Origin of the sequence: Bacillus sp. FSL K6-2865 (assembly GCF_040311405.1) — a bacterium.
GTDB classification, from domain to species: Bacteria; Bacillota; Bacilli; order Bacillales; family Bacillaceae; genus Bacillus; species Bacillus velezensis.
Genome location: NZ_CP152036.1, coordinates 1,191,887 through 1,210,291 on the forward strand (window position 1 = coordinate 1,191,887; position 18,405 = coordinate 1,210,291).

The 18,405-nt window shown below is 41.9% G+C and carries 18 protein-coding genes and 3 pseudogenes; 12 read left to right on the forward strand and 9 right to left on the reverse strand.

Features of this window, described 5'->3' with window-relative positions:
- Positions 1-14: 14 nt before the first annotated feature.
- The 12 genes and pseudogenes from NYE42_RS06030 (at position 15) to NYE42_RS06085 (ending at position 7,580) form a co-directional block, all read left to right on the forward strand.
- Positions 15-713, forward strand: a complete 699-nt coding sequence (locus tag NYE42_RS06030) for a hypothetical protein (protein WP_199022476.1) — start codon at positions 15-17, stop codon at positions 711-713.
- Positions 714-762: 49 nt separating this feature from the next.
- Positions 763-1,137: a UPF0715 family protein gene (locus NYE42_RS06035; RefSeq protein WP_052250239.1), complete on the forward strand. Its 375-nt coding sequence runs from the start codon at positions 763-765 to the stop codon at positions 1,135-1,137.
- A gap of 71 nt (positions 1,138-1,208) precedes the next feature.
- Positions 1,209-1,307, forward strand: a pseudogene (locus NYE42_RS06040) (hypothetical protein); the annotation flags it as partial.
- A gap of 80 nt (positions 1,308-1,387) precedes the next feature.
- A complete protein-coding gene (locus NYE42_RS06045; protein WP_050515813.1) occupies positions 1,388-1,765 on the forward strand; it encodes a hypothetical protein in 378 nt (125 codons plus the stop codon).
- Between the two features lie 236 nt (positions 1,766-2,001).
- On the forward strand, positions 2,002-2,334 hold the full coding sequence (locus NYE42_RS06050; protein WP_014417482.1) for an HIT domain-containing protein: 333 nt from the start codon (positions 2,002-2,004) through the stop codon (positions 2,332-2,334).
- A gap of 111 nt (positions 2,335-2,445) precedes the next feature.
- A complete protein-coding gene (locus tag NYE42_RS06055; RefSeq protein ID WP_352427006.1) occupies positions 2,446-2,916 on the forward strand; it encodes a hypothetical protein in 471 nt (156 codons plus the stop codon).
- A 738-nt stretch (positions 2,917-3,654) separates the two neighbouring features.
- The gene (locus NYE42_RS06060) at positions 3,655-4,017 is read left to right on the forward strand and encodes a hypothetical protein (RefSeq protein WP_144664096.1); all 363 of its coding nucleotides are present in this window, start codon (positions 3,655-3,657) and stop codon (positions 4,015-4,017) included.
- A gap of 296 nt (positions 4,018-4,313) precedes the next feature.
- Positions 4,314-4,507 (forward strand): annotated as a pseudogene (locus tag NYE42_RS06065) (DNA-binding protein).
- 549 nt (positions 4,508-5,056) lie between these two features.
- Entirely contained in the window at positions 5,057-5,725 is a 669-nt protein-coding gene (locus NYE42_RS06070) for a hypothetical protein (RefSeq protein ID WP_064107886.1), read from the forward strand.
- 204 nt (positions 5,726-5,929) lie between these two features.
- Positions 5,930-6,130: pseudogene (locus tag NYE42_RS06075) on the forward strand (hypothetical protein); the annotation flags it as partial.
- A gap of 138 nt (positions 6,131-6,268) precedes the next feature.
- Positions 6,269-7,189, forward strand: a complete 921-nt coding sequence (gene bla, locus NYE42_RS06080) for a class A beta-lactamase (protein ID WP_144664098.1) — start codon at positions 6,269-6,271, stop codon at positions 7,187-7,189.
- Between the two features lie 85 nt (positions 7,190-7,274).
- Complete coding sequence (locus NYE42_RS06085) at positions 7,275-7,580, forward strand: putative quinol monooxygenase (RefSeq protein WP_225562150.1); 306 nt, start codon at positions 7,275-7,277, stop codon at positions 7,578-7,580.
- Positions 7,581-7,679: 99 nt separating this feature from the next.
- Here NYE42_RS06085 and NYE42_RS06090 read toward each other — a convergent pair whose 3' ends face one another.
- The 9 genes from NYE42_RS06090 to lacG all read right to left on the reverse strand — a co-directional run bounded on the left by NYE42_RS06090 (position 7,680) and on the right by lacG (position 18,327).
- Positions 7,680-9,092, reverse strand: coding sequence for an MDR family MFS transporter (locus NYE42_RS06090; RefSeq protein WP_039251875.1), 1,413 nt, complete (start codon positions 9,090-9,092; stop codon positions 7,680-7,682).
- 142 nt (positions 9,093-9,234) lie between these two features.
- A complete protein-coding gene (locus NYE42_RS06095; RefSeq protein WP_007407329.1) occupies positions 9,235-9,708 on the reverse strand; it encodes a MarR family transcriptional regulator in 474 nt (157 codons plus the stop codon).
- A 285-nt stretch (positions 9,709-9,993) separates the two neighbouring features.
- A complete protein-coding gene (locus NYE42_RS06100; RefSeq protein WP_352426828.1) occupies positions 9,994-11,106 on the reverse strand; it encodes a glycosyl hydrolase 53 family protein in 1,113 nt (370 codons plus the stop codon).
- A gap of 51 nt (positions 11,107-11,157) precedes the next feature.
- Positions 11,158-12,657, reverse strand: coding sequence for a UDP-glucose--hexose-1-phosphate uridylyltransferase (gene galT / locus NYE42_RS06105; RefSeq protein ID WP_352426829.1), 1,500 nt, complete (start codon positions 12,655-12,657; stop codon positions 11,158-11,160).
- A 1-nt stretch (position 12,658) separates the two neighbouring features.
- A complete protein-coding gene (gene galE / locus NYE42_RS06110) occupies positions 12,659-13,651 on the reverse strand; it encodes a UDP-glucose 4-epimerase GalE (protein WP_352426830.1) in 993 nt (330 codons plus the stop codon).
- A 3-nt stretch (positions 13,652-13,654) separates the two neighbouring features.
- The gene (locus NYE42_RS06115; protein ID WP_144664103.1) at positions 13,655-14,824 is read right to left on the reverse strand and encodes a galactokinase; all 1,170 of its coding nucleotides are present in this window, start codon (positions 14,822-14,824) and stop codon (positions 13,655-13,657) included.
- A 15-nt stretch (positions 14,825-14,839) separates the two neighbouring features.
- Positions 14,840-16,537, reverse strand: coding sequence for a PTS lactose transporter subunit IIBC (locus tag NYE42_RS06120; RefSeq protein ID WP_144664104.1), 1,698 nt, complete (start codon positions 16,535-16,537; stop codon positions 14,840-14,842).
- A gap of 11 nt (positions 16,538-16,548) precedes the next feature.
- Entirely contained in the window at positions 16,549-16,863 is a 315-nt protein-coding gene (locus tag NYE42_RS06125) for a PTS lactose/cellobiose transporter subunit IIA (RefSeq protein WP_144464025.1), read from the reverse strand.
- Between the two features lie 63 nt (positions 16,864-16,926).
- Positions 16,927-18,327: a 6-phospho-beta-galactosidase gene (gene lacG, locus NYE42_RS06130; protein ID WP_144664105.1), complete on the reverse strand. Its 1,401-nt coding sequence runs from the start codon at positions 18,325-18,327 to the stop codon at positions 16,927-16,929.
- Positions 18,328-18,405 lie beyond the last annotated feature (78 nt).

An 18,405-nucleotide genomic window follows, 5' to 3' on the forward strand; every position in this document is an offset into this window, starting at 1 on the left:
GAGAGATGTGAATCATGATAGATGTCTTAACTCATATCTTAAAAAATGACAGACTGGATGAATACCCATTATTTAAAAAGTTTTGCTCTCTCAAAGATAAAGGGTTACGTAAGGAATCCTTTAAAGCACTATCTTCCTTTATTGATGTAGCCAAGACGTGGGATAATCATGCACAACAGAATTTTGCTTGTTGGCTATTTGCTTTATTAGAAACATCTGATGATATTCACCATATACTTGTTCACCCTTTAGAAACGGATCTTTTAAAGCCTCTGCTTGAAGCATGGATGAAGAGTAACCCCGAAGATCCAAGACCATACAGGTGGTATGGTGTGTTTTTAAATACTGAAAACCGTATCGATTACTTAAATAATGCACTTAGACTGGGCGGCAGTAATGAACAATTATCTTTATTAACGTTAATCGATATTCATTTGAACGCCTTGTGGTATTCATTTCATCACATATCCGAAGATTTATATCTAGGCGATATTAAAGAAGATCAAGCACTTCTTACCAAGTCCCGGCAGTTGAACAACAAGATAGAATGTCAACAAACAAGAAAAAGCAATAACGAACAGCTTAACTATTATCAAGATTTGTTGAATGACTGGTTGTTGTTTAAAGAAGAACAATCAAAGGGATTTGTTGAATGGTGTGAAAATAAGGGCAGAAGCTATCCTTGGGTCAAATCTTATTATTACGAAAAATAGCAATTGCAAGCATTTTTGTTTTTTAATCGTAAGGGGGGAGATAGATTTGATGGTAGTAAGATACCTAGCTGTCCTTATTTTGTCGGCCATATGTTCTACACTGGTATATGTGATCACCCTGCATCAAGCTGAATATGTTCCTTATCTTATAATTAGCGGGATCATGTTGACATGTTATTCAATTTTTTTATTGCCATTGCAGTTTATCTTAAACCGAAAACCTAGAATGTTCAATTTTAAATATCTCTTACTATACACAGTGTTTTCATTTATTGCATGGCTAATCATGTCGGTTCTCTTTGAACTTTATAACCCATTAGGGTCTATACTAGCGAGTTATGAGATATATTTATTCAGCGTATTATTTTCTCTGATCTTTTGGCTTTGGGACTCTATTCTTGTACAAAAAGTTGTGGTTAAGTAGCTGAGCTCTAAGTAAAAACACTTTCGGAAGGGTGAGTAACTTTGAAGTGAACGGATTTAGGATGGAGAGAAAAAAGCATTGTTGCGGAAGGCTGAGGTAAATGGGCATCAATCCTGGAAGACCTTCATCAGCAGCGATTTAAGTATGTTGAATGGAAGCGGCTTGTTTAAATTCTAAACATTTATATGTTAGTACATAAATTGTAAGATTTACTTATATCAACACGGCATGATAAAGAAAAGGGTTGTTTATGTTGAACTGGAAAAGAAATGAAAAATTTATGTTTGCAGGAACTTTAATTGCAATTTTCTTGATTTTAATATTTAGCGTTATATTTATTAAAGGAGCGAGCCATACTCCCGGTAAGGATGATGTTGCTGTTTTTGGGAAATTTGCAATCAGCAGACCGCCAGTCAACTATGATCTATATAATAAAGACAATTCCAAGACGGTTTTAGAAAACGTTACGGGTTACTATGAATCATCTGACTTCCAAGTTTATGTGCAAAATAATACTGATTTTGTTGTGATTAATAAAGGAACATTATATGAGAAAAGATCGCTGAAGAAAGCTTCGAAAAACGATAGGAGAATGTTAAGCAGAATAAATAAATTTGAGGAAGAATAAAGAATTTATTAATCAGAAAAAAACACAAAATGTGATGTATTGAAATTATTTCTCAGAGGAGAAGTTTATGGATTTACTTAATTGGACTTACATTATATCTACAATTATAGGAGCTGCTGGGTTCATAAGTTTATTGTGGTTCTCTTATCTTAATAACAAAAGTGAAAAATAAAGCAGAGCATTGGGTTAATTTGTATATTGATTATGATGATCAAAGCTAAAGAGTAAGGGGATTAATGATGACAGAAGACTTTTATTGCGATGAAGTATTAAGCGGAAAAACAAAAGTAAATAAAGTTTTAGAAACCGAGAATGTATTGGCGTATCATCATACAAGACCTTTTTGGCCGGTGCATATTGTTGCTATTCCTAAAAAACATATCTCTTCTTTAATCACTTTGGAAGAAGACGACAATGAACTTTTACTCGAGTTGCTGGGTGTGATTAAAAAGGTTGCGGCGAAGGTGACAAAAGAAAGTGGTTCTTGCAGGGTGCTTACAAACTTAGGAGATTATCAGGATTCAAAGCATCTGCATTGGCATATAGCTTCAGGAGATCCATTGAGATAAAAGAATCCTTTTAAAGTGAAAATTATAAAATTGACCTACAGGATTTATGAAATTCCAAAGAAACTCCAAGTAGCAGTTGATTCTAAATGGCCAAAAATTGGGGATATAAAGATGAAATTGTATAATGAATTTATAAATATAGCTAAAACTCTTAATAAAGAGTTAGACATTATTCCATTATTATATGGATCTTTAGGTCTTGAGAAGGTAACTGGGTTGAACTTTTCACCAGAAGACATTGATATCCTTATTCCTGTAATATTTTTAGAGGAAAAGTGGGAAAAGCTAAAAAAAAGTATGGAACTGCAAGGATATAAATTGGTTGATTTACATGAGCATGAATTGAGGAAAACGAATACTAAAATAGGCATTGCTTGCATTGAGGATTTAAAACCATTTGCAGACGTAGACTATAATAACCTAGGGGTTTTTGAAGATGACGGAGCCAAATATCATTTGCTGACTATTGATGATTACCTCAAGGTTTATAATAAGTCTTTATTAGATGGATATAGAAGAACAAAGAAGAGTAATAAAGATCAAAGTAAAATTAACATATTGAATAAACTAATACAGTATTAATTAAATATTTGTACATTATCATGGCGGCAAAATCATAAAACACTTTACTGCTCAACACCTCATCACTCCATTTTTGCATAATCTTCGTTTATTTCAGTTGTTATCCTTATACATGCTTAAAATATTCCAATCTAGAGAAAGTATATCTGTAGACGGTATTGGAATGCAGACATTTGGATTCAAAAAAGAAATATCGGCCGTATACTCAATAACCCCCTTACCATTAACTGTGAGGGGGTCTATTTTTATTTATCTTATTAATTTGGAAAATGCGTTGACTTACAATCCATATTCAAAAAGATCAATTGCTTTTAGATTCACCGTTCTTTTTGCTCCTGACAATCTTTTTGTCGACTAAATCACTTTGTTTAAGTTGAATTGGTTGTTAGAACATCATGTGATGCACCTCCTTTAAAAAGCATACACACATATGAGAGGGCTGAAAATTACCCGTATGAATTGGGATACGGCGGTCCACATGGCTTTTCGCATGGAGCCAACATGCGGCAACTGGTCAACAGCTTTAGAAACTTCATCCTAACAGGGAAATGCGGCGAGCATTGGGAATATAAAGAAATATAGGCTTTACAGCTATGCAGGATGTATGAATATCCGTCAGCCGGCGAAGGAAAGACAATCTCCATGTGTCGTGACAGTTCGGATGCGGGTGAATGGAACTTCCCATTCATCCGCTGTTATGTCAGGGGACGAAAAGACTTTTTTTGAGGAGGAAGCGGAATGATTAAATTTACACGGCCATCGCCTATGAAGAAAACATGCACGATGCACCCGGAAAAGGAATCTGTCAGATCGGTTTCGTTTACTGATTTTAACGGCAATTCTGTAACAGTAACCCTTTGTCAAATGTGTCTGGCTGAATTAAAAATGAAAGCCGCGACTGAATACAGGAGCATGACCGAGGAGCGGGCCAAACTGAATCGTTTCAAGATTGGTGATCATGTGTATTTAGAGCATTTGGGAGTCGTCAGCGAGATAAAAAACATGGAAGGCGTTCAAGTGGCAAACAGGACAGACGCAGACGGAGTGCGAAAGGCTACCCCTAAGGAAATCGCAGAATACAAAAAGCAGGAGAAGCAATAACAAGGAAATTCTATCAGCGGTATTACTTACGGGAGCGGCGGCCGTTGCGCTGTCTGCCGAAGAGATAGCGCAGTTATTAGGGGTTAAAAAAGGAATTATGTAGAAGAATATTGAGCGTTCCCGCATGAAAATGAAAATAGAGCAGATCACAGCCTATTCTGTTTAGCGTGAATAGGTTGTTTATTTATTGAAACATAAGAAAGGTTTTCAAAAAAATCTTTAAAGAATACTATTGTTATAGGTATAATGGTGTTGTTTATTGTAACAATTTAGGGGATTTAAAGAGGGTGATGTTAATGTACAATCTTAAAGAACGTGATGCAATTAAACGGTTCTTAAATGAGGAAACCGTTAATACAAGCGAAGCAATTAAAATATTGGGCTTCACTCGTCAATACCTAAACCAGTTAGTTAAAGTGGGGAATTAGAGCCGATGAAAGAAATGCCTCGGGACAGGCTTTTTCTGAAAGAGGATATTTTGGATTTTTAAAAATATAGAAGGAAATGAGCAAATATGAAAAAATTAATCGATGGTTCAACGATCTTATTCTTTATTCTGTTTGTGATATTGTTCACTAATTTTAATTATGGTTTTCTTAGCGCTATCGACATCATTACTATGATTTTGGCTTTGATCTGGTTGATATTGACGATAATTAATATAACCCTAAAATGGAGAAACCTTCGAAAAGGCTAAGTTTATTTTTGAGAGTATAGACGAGCTGAGAGATTTTATGGATAAAGAATCATAACGACATCTGAAGCCATTGAAATAATCGGATGCAGCCGGCAGAACCTCAAGCAGCTGGTGGATTATAAAACATTGGTTCCGATTAAAACTACGAACAGAGATCGCCTATTCTTGAGAAAAGATATTGAAGGCTATAAAAAGAAACGTTGATTGCACCCTGTCAAAAGGGTGTTTTTTCGTCTTATGGTTGCTACTTATTTATGAAGGGTGCTTTCGTTCGACAAATTTTGCGAATGGTTCCTTTCTCCTACTCCTTAACCGATAATAAGATGAGAGGGGGCAGAAGAGTTGAAAAAAATATTTATAATCATTCCTATACTGATTTTTGTTCTATCAGGTTGTGGCGTGGATACAAAAGAGGCTGAAAAGTTTTTAAAAGAGCTGTCTAAAAATAAAACGGTATCACAATATCTTAGTGAAGCGCCAACTTTAGATTACACTAATCCTATAAAGAAGTATTATGATTTTAAAATCAACCTGTCCATGAATAAGAAATTCACGCAACTTTCTAACAAGGAAAAATATAAAATTCTTTACAAAGTTTATGAGTTAATTGAGGATAAAGGTTTTTCTAAGGTAATCAGCTGTGGAGATAAGTATACTTGTTCAGTAGATGAAGTACATGCAAAGTATAAAAACGATGATTATACAATCGATTTTAAACACGGGGATTCTTTGTACCAGTTAGAAAAAAATGATGAAGTAATTTTTGATTTAGAGGATGAAAAAGAGAAAAGAAATGAAAATTCATCAGAAGAAGAGGCACAATCAGCTGATGACCAAACCATATATAATTACATGGAAAACGAATTTAATAGAATTACAAATTACGGGGAAAATTACACCCCAGAGATCCATGATTCAATGGTTACTGAGCTAGCAAGCGAAAAGTTTGGTATAACTGTTGATGAAGCAAATGAAATATACGTGAGCATGTCTATGAATAAATATAAATAAATATAACAGGCGTAAATCCTAGAATAAGATTCATAATTCTAAAGCACCTCATTCCGAAAGGTGCTTTTTTATATTCTCTGTAAACTGATTCTGGTAAATCTCAGGAAAACTATTGGTGGTTAACGGTCTGAGTGCGGCGTCGGTTTAGAGGGAATATCTTTTCAAAAATAAACACGAATCAGAAGGGGGCGGGGGTGAATGAAGATGGCCGAAAAGCATATTCAGGCGTATAAGGATTACGTCAAAGGCATGAAATACAAAGGCCTTGCCGAGAAATACGGGGTGACAGTGAACACCATTAAATCGTAAAAACAGCGGCGGGGCGGCTCCGGCAAGAAATCAAACGCTGTATCACACGGGTTCTTCTCGAAATATCTGCCGGAAGAAACACTATCCATTGAAGAGATTCAGGGGTGTTTTCAATTAAATTTTCAGCTGATTTCCTAACTGTCACGGAAAACATCTCACAGGAAATATATTGACTTTCATCTTGTTTGTAATGTTAATTAGAAGATGTATACAAAATCATTATAATGAGGAGGTCTGGATGTGAAAAATAAAGCGAGAATACAAGTTGGAATATGCATTGGACTTTTATGTTTAAGCTTTACTGGTTTCAATCCTTTATTTGGCTCAGCGCATGCTGAAGCGAAATCTATAGAGGACGCAAAAATGACAAGCTGTATAACGAATCAGAAATTTGTTCAGCTTGAGAAAAAATTTGATGCCAGGCTCGGCGTTTATGCGATTGATACAGGTTCAAACAAGACAATTGCCTATCGGCCGAATGAACGGTTTGCTTACGCATCAACCTATAAAGTTCTGGCTGCAGCTGCTGTTCTGAAGAAAAGCTCAAATGAAAAACTTAATGCCATCATCCGCTACAGCAAAGACGATTTAGTTACATATTCTCCAATCACAGAAAAACACCTGGATACAGGCATGAGCCTGAAAGAAATCTCAGAAGCCGCTGTCCGTTACAGCGATAATACCGCCGGGAACCTATTGCTGCAGCAGCTTGGCGGTCCCAAAGGTTTTGAAAAATCATTGAAACAGATCGGGGATCATGTAACGAAAGCTGATCGATTCGAGACGGATCTAAACTCTGCGATTCCCGGGGATCGTCGTGACACAAGCACCGCAAAAGCACTGGCAACTGACCTTAAGACTTTCGCTTTGGGTAACACTCTCACGGCTGACAAGCGCACGATTTTAACAGATTGGATGCGGGGCAACGCTACCGGCGACGAACTGATTCGGGCAGGCGCTCCTGCAGGATGGGAAGTCGGCGATAAATCCGGAGCCGGAAGCTACGGCACACGAAACGACATTGCGATCGTTTGGCCGCCTGACAGAGCCCCAATTGTTTTGGCAATCCTGTCAAACCGGTTTACGGAAGATGCCAATTATAATAATGCTCTTATCGCTGAGGCTGCAAAAGTCGCTCTAAATGCTCTTAAATAAACATTGCCGTTCATTTTTATGGACGGTTTTTTATATGTTGAGAATGCGGTATGCCGGTTTCGATGTTATAATGTAAAGCCATAAAATGATGGGAAGAGGGGGAATTTCGATGCATTACATAACGGCATGCTTAAAAATCATCAGTGATAAAGACCTTAATGAAATAATGAAAGAGTTCAAAAAACTTGAGGAAGAAACGAACAAAGAAGAAGGCTGTATTCAGTTCCATGCTTATCCGCTCGAACCATCAGAACGCAAAATCATGCTTTGGGAGATTTGGGAAAACGAAGAAGCTGTTAAAGTCCATTTTACGAAAAAACATACAAAAGACGTTCAAAAACAAGAATTAACGGAAGTAGAATGGTTAATGAAAAGCAATGTGAATGAGTAAAAGGCTTTGTCTGTTGTTGGCTGACTTTGCCGGCAACCATCATCAGTTTTATTCACTAAAACCCTTGCTGTGCAAGGGTTTTTTACTTTAAAAAGTTCTTTATATGGCAGTCTTTTTATGGGTAAGGAACAGACTTGGAATGAAGATGGCCGCAAGGATGATGACGGATACTAAGAATCCGGCATGGTAGCCTTTTAAACTGTTCGAAATCGTCGGCTGCAATCCTTGTATGACAGTTGCGGTAACGGTTGCGATCACAGCTGAGCCAAAGCTGGAACCGAGGTTTTCAATCATATGAATACCGACACCCGCTTCCGGAAGCTGTTTGCTGTCAAGACCTGTATAAGCGTCACTCATCAATGGGAGCATAATTCCTCCAAAACTGGTGCCGCGGATAAATAATACGACGGAAATCCAAACCATACTTGTGTTATCGGTGATAAAAATAAGCGGGATAGATCCGATCAGCGAAAGAACAAGACTGACCGTAACCACGTATTTCGCACCGATCTTATCAATCATTTTTCCGATCAGCGGACGAGTCACGAGCATTCCGACTCCTTGAGGGATTAAAGCGAGTGCTGCTCCGGCTGCCGTGAACTGACGAATGTTTTGAAAAAACAGCGGAAGTATTAACATCGGCCCCATGATGGCAACATTCGCTAAGAACAACCCGATCGAAGATGATAAGAAGCTTTTGTTTGCAAACAAATTCATAGGCAGCACGGTTTGGTTTTTCTTGATCTGATTATATACAAGATAAATGGCTGCTGAAACAAGACCGATGCCCGCCCATAAAATGGTGTCGCTATTGTTAAATGATGCATGATCCGCCGCTTTTGTAATACCGTACATCAATGCCGCGCTCATTAATGACAAATTGATAATCCCGAAAATATCGAGTTTACGATCTTTGTTGAATGGTTCAAAGTCTGGAATGGTTTTCATCATAAGCGGTGCAGCAATCAAAACGATGAACACGTTGATGTAAAAAATCCAATGCCATGAAGCGCCTTGGACGATGAAGCCTCCGATGACAGGTCCTAAGATCGGGCCGAAGATCATAGGGGTGCTGACGATTGCCATCACTTTTCCCAGGTTTTCCGGACCTGCCGTTTTAACCAAGAGTGTTGACATAAGCGGAGTCATAATGCCGGCGCTGAATCCTTGAAGCAAACGGAAGAAGATGAAGCTGGAAACGTCACGGCTCATCCCCGCAAAAACAGAAATGACACCAAAGGCGATGACTGAGCCGATGAAGATTTTCTTACCGTTATATTTATTCATAAGCCAGCCGGATACGGGTACTGCAATCGCAAGTGCTAACATATAGCCTGTAACGGACCACTGAATGGTATCCAATGTCGTGTTGAAGTCTTTGGTCAGTTTGCCGATGGCGATGTTTACCATCGTAGAGTCAAGCATTGGAGCGATTGCTCCCAGTGCAATAGCCCAGGCGGCTGTGAGAACTTCTTTTGGCATCCGAAGTTCCTTTCTTTTATGTGTTGACATATTACTCTCCTCTCAAAATTGCTGTCTTTGTTTCCTTGTCAACAAAATAATAGAGTGATTTTGTTTCTTTGTCAACAATAAGAGGGATATAAAAAGGCAGCCCGTTTTCATGGAGCAGGGCTGCCTATGGTTTTATTCATATTTATTCCGATTTCATGTCTGCACCAAGTTTCTTTATTTCTGAATCCAAATGCCTGCTGTATGTTTCCACGAAGTTCAGCATCGTGTCAAATTGTTCATCAGTTACTTGTTCAAACACGATTTTGTCCCGTTCTTGAAACTCTTTGTGCAATTCCTCGTGAATTTTATAAATGACTTTTCCTTGCTCGGTAAGCCTGAAATAGATTTCTTTCTTGTTAAGCGGCTTCTGATAGCTTTCGATAAGGCCTTTATTGATAAGCTTCTTCGTTAATTTACTTATGGCGCCTCTTGTCATATAAAGGGACTCCGCAAGTTTTGTCACATTGGCGTCTTCAATTTTTTCGATGAATTCGATGCAATGCACTTCAGAAGGTTTATGCCCCTTAAGGCTTTCTTCCATCTTCAGCCTATTCAGCCACACCATCTTGTTAAAAAAGTCCCTGAAATCCGTGAGGAGCTGTTCTTTTTTGTCCATGTCCCGTCCTCCTGCTCGGTGGTGCTTACACAATATTATAAAATGTTTGTTTCTTTTTCAACAATCGTAAAGTTATGATTTAGGAACTGAGAGATAGTGCGCAGAAATAAGAAGGAGGGAGAACAGAAGAAGTATTCTATTTAAAAAGCGGTTTTTTAACCGAAACGCGGGTTTTCGGGTATTTTTCTTTCCGTATTCGTTACTTGCTCTGTTTCATAACAGGCCAACACTACAGCCTTATAAAAAAGCAGGCTGCACAATGAGCCTGCTTGAGATTCGCATCAATCATTTTCCTGTTGCGGCATCATGAAAAGCGTCGATTGCGGTTGTGTATTTCAAGACGTTTTTAGACACTTTGGCGGTTGCGCCTAATGGATACGCGTCTGACAGAACGCTGGAGTGAGCTTCGGGTTCCCAGTAAAATACGCCGATTCCTTTGCCGTTCGGAACGGCTTTCACCAGTTTTATGGTGTCTTTTATGGTCCAGTAGGAATCTTTCGGATTATTTTCATCTCCGCCCAGTTCAACCACCATAACTTCCTTGTTGTAGCGTGAGGCGATGTCATTCAAATTAGATGATAAATGGCTGGTGAGCTCCCAGTACGGCTTGCCTTCCCAATAGGGATAGAACGAAACGCCGATGATGTCGGTTTTTCCTCCGTTTTTAAAGAATTGATCAAACCACCATCTGAATAGGCTGTTGTCCGTGCCGTGTGCCAAATGGCTGATGACCTTGGTGGCCGGGCTGACGAATTTCACGGCGTCATAGCCTTTGTTCAGTAAGGCGGTCAATTTGCTGAAATCGTTCGTGCTGCCGTCGGGCAGTAAAATTCCTGAATTCATTTCATTCCCTACTTGCACCCAATCAGGGGAGATGCCGTGATTTTTAAGTTCTTTCATGACATCGTACGTATGGTTATACACGGCTGCCTGCAGCTGGCTGTTTGAATAACCGTTCCATTGGTTCGGCTTGATCTGGTGTCCTGGATCAGCGAACACATCACTGTAATGGAAGTCAACCATTACCTTCATTCCTAACGCTTTTGCCCTTTTGGCCGCCGCAAGTACGCCCGCTTTGTCACTATAGCCGAGCATGGTCCATGTTGTACCGTCTTTCAGCCAATAATAGCTGCTTGGCGGATTCACAAACACTCTCAGTCTCACGGCATTTATTCCGTGATCTTTAAGAATCTGCAAGGCATCTTTCTGTTTTCCGCCGTCATCCAGCCAGCGCACACCTTCGTCCTCCATTTGTTTCAGCCAACCTATATCAGCGCCATAGGCAAACGGGGCTTCCGCTTTTGCTTTAGGAGACTTCTCAATGAATGTAAAAGCAGTGAAAATGAGAGAAAGACAGATTGCGTTTACAAATACACGTTTCAATCGGTTTTTGAACATCACAATACCTCCTGATAAAAAAGATTGTTGATTGATTTCACTCTGAATGTTTCAGCTGCCATTCTCCAATAACGTCGTGAAACGCTGAAACGCCTGAATTCCTTCGGGTGTCATTTTAAAAACGCCTGCATCGGTCAGCGCGCGTAAAAATACATTCGCGGTTTCTTTTTGTAAAACAGCGCCTGCATTCTCCGGTGTCACGTCTTTATCCGCTTTGATGTTTTCAGCCCACGGAAGATGAATATCTTTGATGTCATGAGGTTCATTCAGTAAATACTTTTTCACTTCTGCCAGCTCATCTTTCAGGCGGGGAGGTAAAACGGCGAGTCCCATCACTTCAATCAGACCGATATTTTCTTTTTTGATGTGATGGACATCTTGATGCGGGTGAAAAATGCCATCCGGATAATCTTCGGAGGTGCGGTTGTTTCTGAGAGCGAGATCGATTTCAAAATCCGTTCCCCTGCGTCTGGCAATTGGAGTGACGGTATTATGGGGTTCATTCGTTTTTGCGATGATGCTGACGGTTTCGTCTGAATATTCCCGCCACTTTTCAAAAACATACGCAGCGGCATCTGTCAGCAAATCCGGATCTTTTGCGCGAAGGCGGATCACTGATACCGGCCACTTCACGGCTTCGGCCTGAACGTCTGGAAAATGACGCATATGAAAAGGATAGAGGGAACCCGCTTTTGCCATCGGAAACTCATGGGCGCCGCCTTGATAATGATCGTGAGAAAGAATGGAGCCTCCTACGATCGGCAAGTCTGCGTTTGATCCCGCGAAATAATGCGGGAAAATTTCCGTAATGGCCAGAAGCCTTCTGAAGCTGTCACGGCTGATGTTCATCGGCTTGTGCACGCTTGATAGAAAGATGGCATGCTCGCTGTAATACGCATAAGGAGAGTATTGAAAACCCCATTGTTCTCCCGCTAAGTCAAGCCTGATGATGCGGTGGTTTGAACGGGCGGAGTGGTGCGGTGTACCGGCATACCCCTCGTTTTCCATACAGAGCAGACATGTCGGATACCGGTTTTCCGGACTGTTTTTTACCGCGGCGATGTCTTTAGGGTCTTTTTCCGGTTTTGATAAATTAATGGTGATGTCCAATTCTCCAAAAGGTGTTGATGAGCGGTACACGATATTTTTTCGAATGGCCCGCGTCTTAATATAGTCGTTGTTTTGGCTCAGTCGGTAAAAGTAATCTGTTGCTTTTCTCGGGCAATCTGATAACAATTCGCTGAACGCGGCATTGATGAGAGAAGGGGCCGGTGTGATCACGTCCATGATTCTGCTTCCCAGCATGTCTCTTTCAGCCGGTGTATCGTTTATGATTGACCGTTTTACCGCGTCTTTCACCATTTCGTCCAAATAGTGGAGCCTGTTTTGTTTCTTGATATGTTTCGGTTCTGCATAATCCGTCAGTCCGAGCAGATCGAGAAGTCTGTTTCTTGTATAAATCACATCTGTTTCATTTATGTCGCCTAAGACAGTGCTTTCTTTCAGAAACCCTGTCACTGATTCAAAAACTTCAATGACCGCCGCCTCCATTTCATTTGTCCTTGTATCCGTTTGGATGTTGCCGATGCCAATTCCATGCTGACGCAATGATTTCCGATATGTCCGTTTGTTTCGGATTCCAGCCCAGAATGTTCCGCGCTTTATCGCTGGAAGCGATGAGGGTGCTTGGATCACCGGGTCTTCTTGCGGCCGCTCTTACTTTTATGTCTCTTTCGGTCACTTGCCGGGCCGCTTCCGCCATTTCTGATACGGAAAACCCGCTGCTTGATCCTAAATTGAAAATGCCGCTGTCTCCGCCGTTTTGCAAATATTCCAGAGCGAGAATATGGGCATCGATTAAATCGGAAACATGGACATAATCGCGGATGCACGTGCCGTCTTTTGTATCATAGTCAGTGCCGAATATCAAAACCTCCTCGCGCTGACCGAGCGCGGTTTGTAAAAGGATAGGGATTAGGTGGGTTTCCGGATGATGATCTTCTCCGATGGAACCGTCCGTTTTCGCGCCGGCAACGTTAAAATACCGAAGCGAGACATATTTTATGCCGCAGGCGGTTTCACACCACTTCAGCAATTTTTCTGCCATGAGTTTTGATTCGCCATATGCGCTTTCCGGCTTTTCCGGCATGTCTTCCGTGATGGGCACTTTTTCAGGTTCGCCGTATACAGCGGTGGATGAAGAAAACACAATGTGTTTCACCCCGAATTCCTGCATGACCTCCAGTGTAATTTGCGTACCGTACACATTATTATTGAAATATGAAAGAGGGTCTTTCATTGATTCGCCGACAAGGGATTGAGCGGCAAAATGGAGAACGCCTGTTACGTTCTCCTTCGCAAACACAGAGTGAAGAAACGGTTTGTCACGGATATCTCCATGGTAAAAAACTGCTTTTTCATGAACAGCTTTCCGGTGGCCTGTCTGCAGATGATCCACAGCTATCGTTTTAAATCCTTTGTTTAATAATTGATCAACCGCATGAGAACCGATATAGCCGGCTCCGCCGAGAACGAGAATCGCCATGATTTATTTTTCCCTCCATTCAGCCGCGCCATCGCTTATATCCGCGATGTAGAAAGAAGCTTCAAGACCTGTCCTGCTGCGGTAGTGAGATGAAACGGCTCGGATAAAGCCGGTGGTTTCTTCATTTTCCACAATGGCTATGGCGCAGCCGCCGAACCCCGCGCCCGTCATCCGCGCTCCGAGTGCTCCTTCTTTCCTGGCTGCTTCAGCGAGCGCGTCTAATTCGTCACCGGTCACTTCATAATCATCGCGTAACGAACGGTGGGACGCATTCATCAGCTCGCCGAACGTTTTCAAATCATTTGATTTGAGAGCTTCCGCGGCTGAGAGGGTCCGCTCGTTTTCGTTGACCGCGTGCCGGGCTCTTTTACGCAAAGTTTCACAGGAGAGAAGGGATTCGAGTTCGTTGAATTCTTCTGCCGTCAATTCCGCAAGTGATGCGATATTCCGATATTGCCGCAGTTCTGAAAGAGCCTCGTCACATTCGCTGCGGCGTTCATTATATTTTGAAGCCGCCAGCTCCCGGCGCTTGTTCGTATTCATAATGACGATTTTATATCCGTTAAAAGCAGCCGGAATCATTTCGTGCTCAAGCTTATCGCAGTTTAACAGAATGGCCATGTTCTTTTTGCCTTTTTGCACTGCGAATTGATCCATAATGCCTGAATTCACGCCGATAAATTCATTTTCGACTCTTTTTCCGATAAGCGCCAGTTCAGTATCGGAAACATCCAGGCTGAATAACTTTCTTAAAATGGAACCGGTTAACATTTCAATGGAAGCGGAGGAGCTTAAACCGGCTCCGTTTGGAATCGTACCGTGAAAAAGAATATCCATTCCGCTGTCTATTTGGCCGCCGGCTTTAAGAAGGTAATGGATCATCCCCTTCGGATAATTGGCCCAGCCGTCTTCTTTTTTGTATGCTGTGGCGGAAAGATCAAGGCAGACAATGCCGCTGTCAGGAAAGTTTTCTGAGTATAACCGGATCTGGTGATCTCCGCGTTTTGCGCATACGGCATAAGTTCCGATCGTGATCGCGCATGGAAGAACGTGGCCGCCTATATAATCCGTATGTTCCCCGATCAGGTTGATTCGGCCGGGTGCGAAAAACAGTTCTCCGTTACTTCTCTTGAAAATGTCTTCGAATCTTGATTTTAAAAGTTTGGCATCCATGATAAACCCCCGATTCTATTTTGAGGTATGCTCCAGTATGAACTGAATGGCTTTTTGTGAATTTCTGGTGAGGCTGATATATTCTGCTCCTTTCGTTGCGATGAGTTTCACTTGCAGGCGGTCCGCATCTTCTTTAATGTCATCATAATAAGAGCCGACTTGCGGAGCTAAAATGATCATATCGAAGTCTTTCATGATGTCGTAATGGGATCCGTAGGCGCCTGCTGAGGCGGTAATCGGCACGTTATATACTTCGGCTCCTTCTGTCAGTGCGTTCGCAAGCATGGCGCTCGTTCCCGCTCCGGCGCACAGCACTAACACATTGGTGCCGTGTTCCAAGGCGGATGAGGATTCCTGAAGATTTGTGCTGATGACGGAGGACGCGTCTTCGGAGGCGCCGGCCATGGCGGGCTGTAATGTTTGCGGCGCGGTTTCAGGCTCGGTGTGTTGGGCTTCTTTCGCCGCTAATACTTTGTCATAAGCTTTGCAGAATGGCAGGTATATCAGGAAATCGACAATGATTAATACAGCCGTCAGCACAAAAGCCGAGAGCCCCATGCCGGTTCCGAGAATCAAGCCGGCGGGCGCCGGGGTGGCCCACGGAAGAACATACATAAAACTGTTCATTCCGATGACATCCACGAAAAATTTAAACAAACAGACATTCACCATCGGCGTTACAACAAACGGAATGAAAAAATAAGGATTTAAAATGATCGGCGCAGCAAAGAGCAGAGGTTCGTTTACTGCGAAAGACACCGGAACCGCGGATGCTTTTCCGACTGCTTTCAATTGCTTGGATTTCGCGAAAAGAAGAAAGATAAACGGAACCACAAGGGTTGCGCCGGTTCCTCCCATTGTGCCGACAAAGTTCCCGAGTCCGACGGTCAGCACGTTGGACGCCTGCTCACCGGCATTATGAAGCTGCAGGTTCGCCTCCACATTTGCGTAAATAATAGCTGCGATGGCCGGTTCCACAATAGAAGGCCCGTGAACGCCGACAAACCAGAACAGCGCCATCATTCCCCAAATGACACAAATCCCCAGATAACCGTCTGCGGCGGTAAAAAACGGCGATAAGAGAGAGGAGAGAGCCTCTGCAAACGATACGTTCAGCGTGTTCCTGATCAATAAATCAACGATCACCATGGCCAAAACGGAAAAAGCGAACGGAAAAACATCTTTAAATGTTTGTGAAATGGTACCCGGTACTTCTTTAGGCATTTTAATCGTAATATTTTTCAGCACGCAGAATCTGTAAACGTTCACTGTTATGAAAGCGGATACAAAAGCAGCTAAAAGACCTTTTGTGCCGAGGTATTCCGTGGAGAATCCGCCATCAATTTGAGTGACGCTTAAAATGAGAAACCCGACGACTGAAGCAAGCATCGCTGAAACGGGGTTGATCCCTTTGTTTTTCGGCATTTTTCGGTTCATTGATTCACTCAGGCATTTCGCACTTGTTGCCGCAACGATCAGACCGAGGGCGCCCATTGAATAGTTATAAACTTTCCAAAGCCATTCAGAAACACTTTTAGGCCAAGTGAAACCCAACACTTCCGGCACAGCGGCGGTGAGGATGAAAATGCTGGCGAATAAAATAACAGGCATGGCCGTTAAGAAGCCGTCGCGGATCGCGCCTAAATAAATGTTTCTTGAGATTTTTTCGAAAAACGGTTTTCCCTTTTCGATTTGCTTGATGATACCATTCATTTTTCCACTCCTTATCGGCGGCTTCGGTAGAGTTCTATAAAATCCTGAATAAGATCACGGAGCAAAAGGGTTGTCATCAAGTGGTCCTGACCGTGAACGAAAATAAATCCTAATTCCATGTCCTTGCCTTCAGCTTCTTCAGCTAACATTTTCGTTTGCGCATTGTGGGCGAGGGTTAAATTTTCATCGGCGCTTTTCAATGCTGCTTCCGTGTTTTCGAAGTTTCCGGCACGGACTTCTTTCAGGACTTTCAATAAAGTGCTTCTGGCGTCGCCGGCATAGGCGACGATTTCAAAACCGAGCATCTGCAATTCTTCCTTTGTCATGAAAAAAACCTCCTAAAGACGGCACACATGATGAAAAGAGACTCTTTTCACCATGTATGATCGTTAAATGATTGTTTTTGTTTCACTTACAAGTTTGTACCAGTAGGCCGATTCTTTCGGATACCGTTTTTGGGTGTCAAAGTCGACGTAAAAAAGACCGTAACGTTTGTTGTAGCCGTTGGTCCATGAAAATAAATCCATTAAGGACCATAAGAAGTACCCCTTTACATTGACTCCGTCGGTAATCGCTTTACTGACGGCTTCTAAATAGACTTTTAAATAGTCGATTCTTGCCTTATCCATAATGATGCCGTCTTCAAACTCATCTTTATAGCCCATGCCGTTTTCGGTAATGTACATTTTGTTATATTGCGGATAGTCCCGTTTGATGCGCATCAGCATGTCATACATGCCTTCAGGATAAATGAGCCAGTCCCAATCAGTCCGCTTCAGGCCTTCTTTGTAAATTCTTTCGCCGATTCCTTTTACTTTATAGACCGAAGTGCCCTTATCGCCCGTTCCGTTATGATGAATAACGGTTTCTCCGTCGTACGCTTTGACGAAATGGCATTGATAATGATTGATGCCGAGATAATCATTGCGCGTTGAAGCTTTTTTCATCACGTCAAAGTCACTGTCTGAAAACTCGTATGAAGCGCCGTTTGCCTCACAGATTTCATCCAGAGCCCGCATGGTTTCCTCAGAATAATAGCCGAGGTAGGTGGCGTCGAGGAGGAGTCTCACTGATAACGCGTCATCCAGAAAACAGGCGTGACGGTCTTCTTCTGAGTCGCTGGCGGGATATTTTGTTTCCAATGAGTGGACGACACCGATTTCTCCCGGATAGCCGCCGTCTTTAAAAAGATTGACGGTCATCGCATGCGCTACCATCATGTGATGGAGGCATTGAATGACTTTTGTGATATCACTTTTAACAGATGGCGGGAAAACCCCGAGTAAATACTGGTTGGTGGCTGTGGGATAAATTTCGTTAAACGTGCTCCAATATCTGATTTCGCTGAATTCTTTAAAGCAAAACTCCGCATAGCTGACGAACGCTTCTATTGCAGCGCGGTTGAGGAAATCTCCCTGATCAAATAATCTTTTCGGTGTATCGAAATGATGCAGCGTGACAAAAGGGGTGACGTTGCGTTTATGGCATTCTGAGAAAATACGATGATAGTAATCAACACCTTCCTGATTGATTTTGCCCGTGCCGTCAGGGAAAATTCTCGTCCAGGCTATAGAAAGGCGGATGCCGTTTATTCCGAATTTTTCACATAGTTTAATATCTTCCGGAAACTGGCGGTAAAAATCACTTGCCGGATCAGGGCTGAATCTTCCCTGTTTTTCAAGAAATTCATCCCAGGCCACAGGCCCTTTGCCGCCTTCTTTTGTGGCGCCTTCCGCTTGATATGCCGCAGTCGCCCCGCCGAAAATAAAGTCATAAGGTAATTTGAGCATTACTGAATCCTCCTTCGCCAATGTGTGAATTGAAGTTTGTTAATGTTTGTAATTGTTATCTTTTGTTTAATAGTAAAC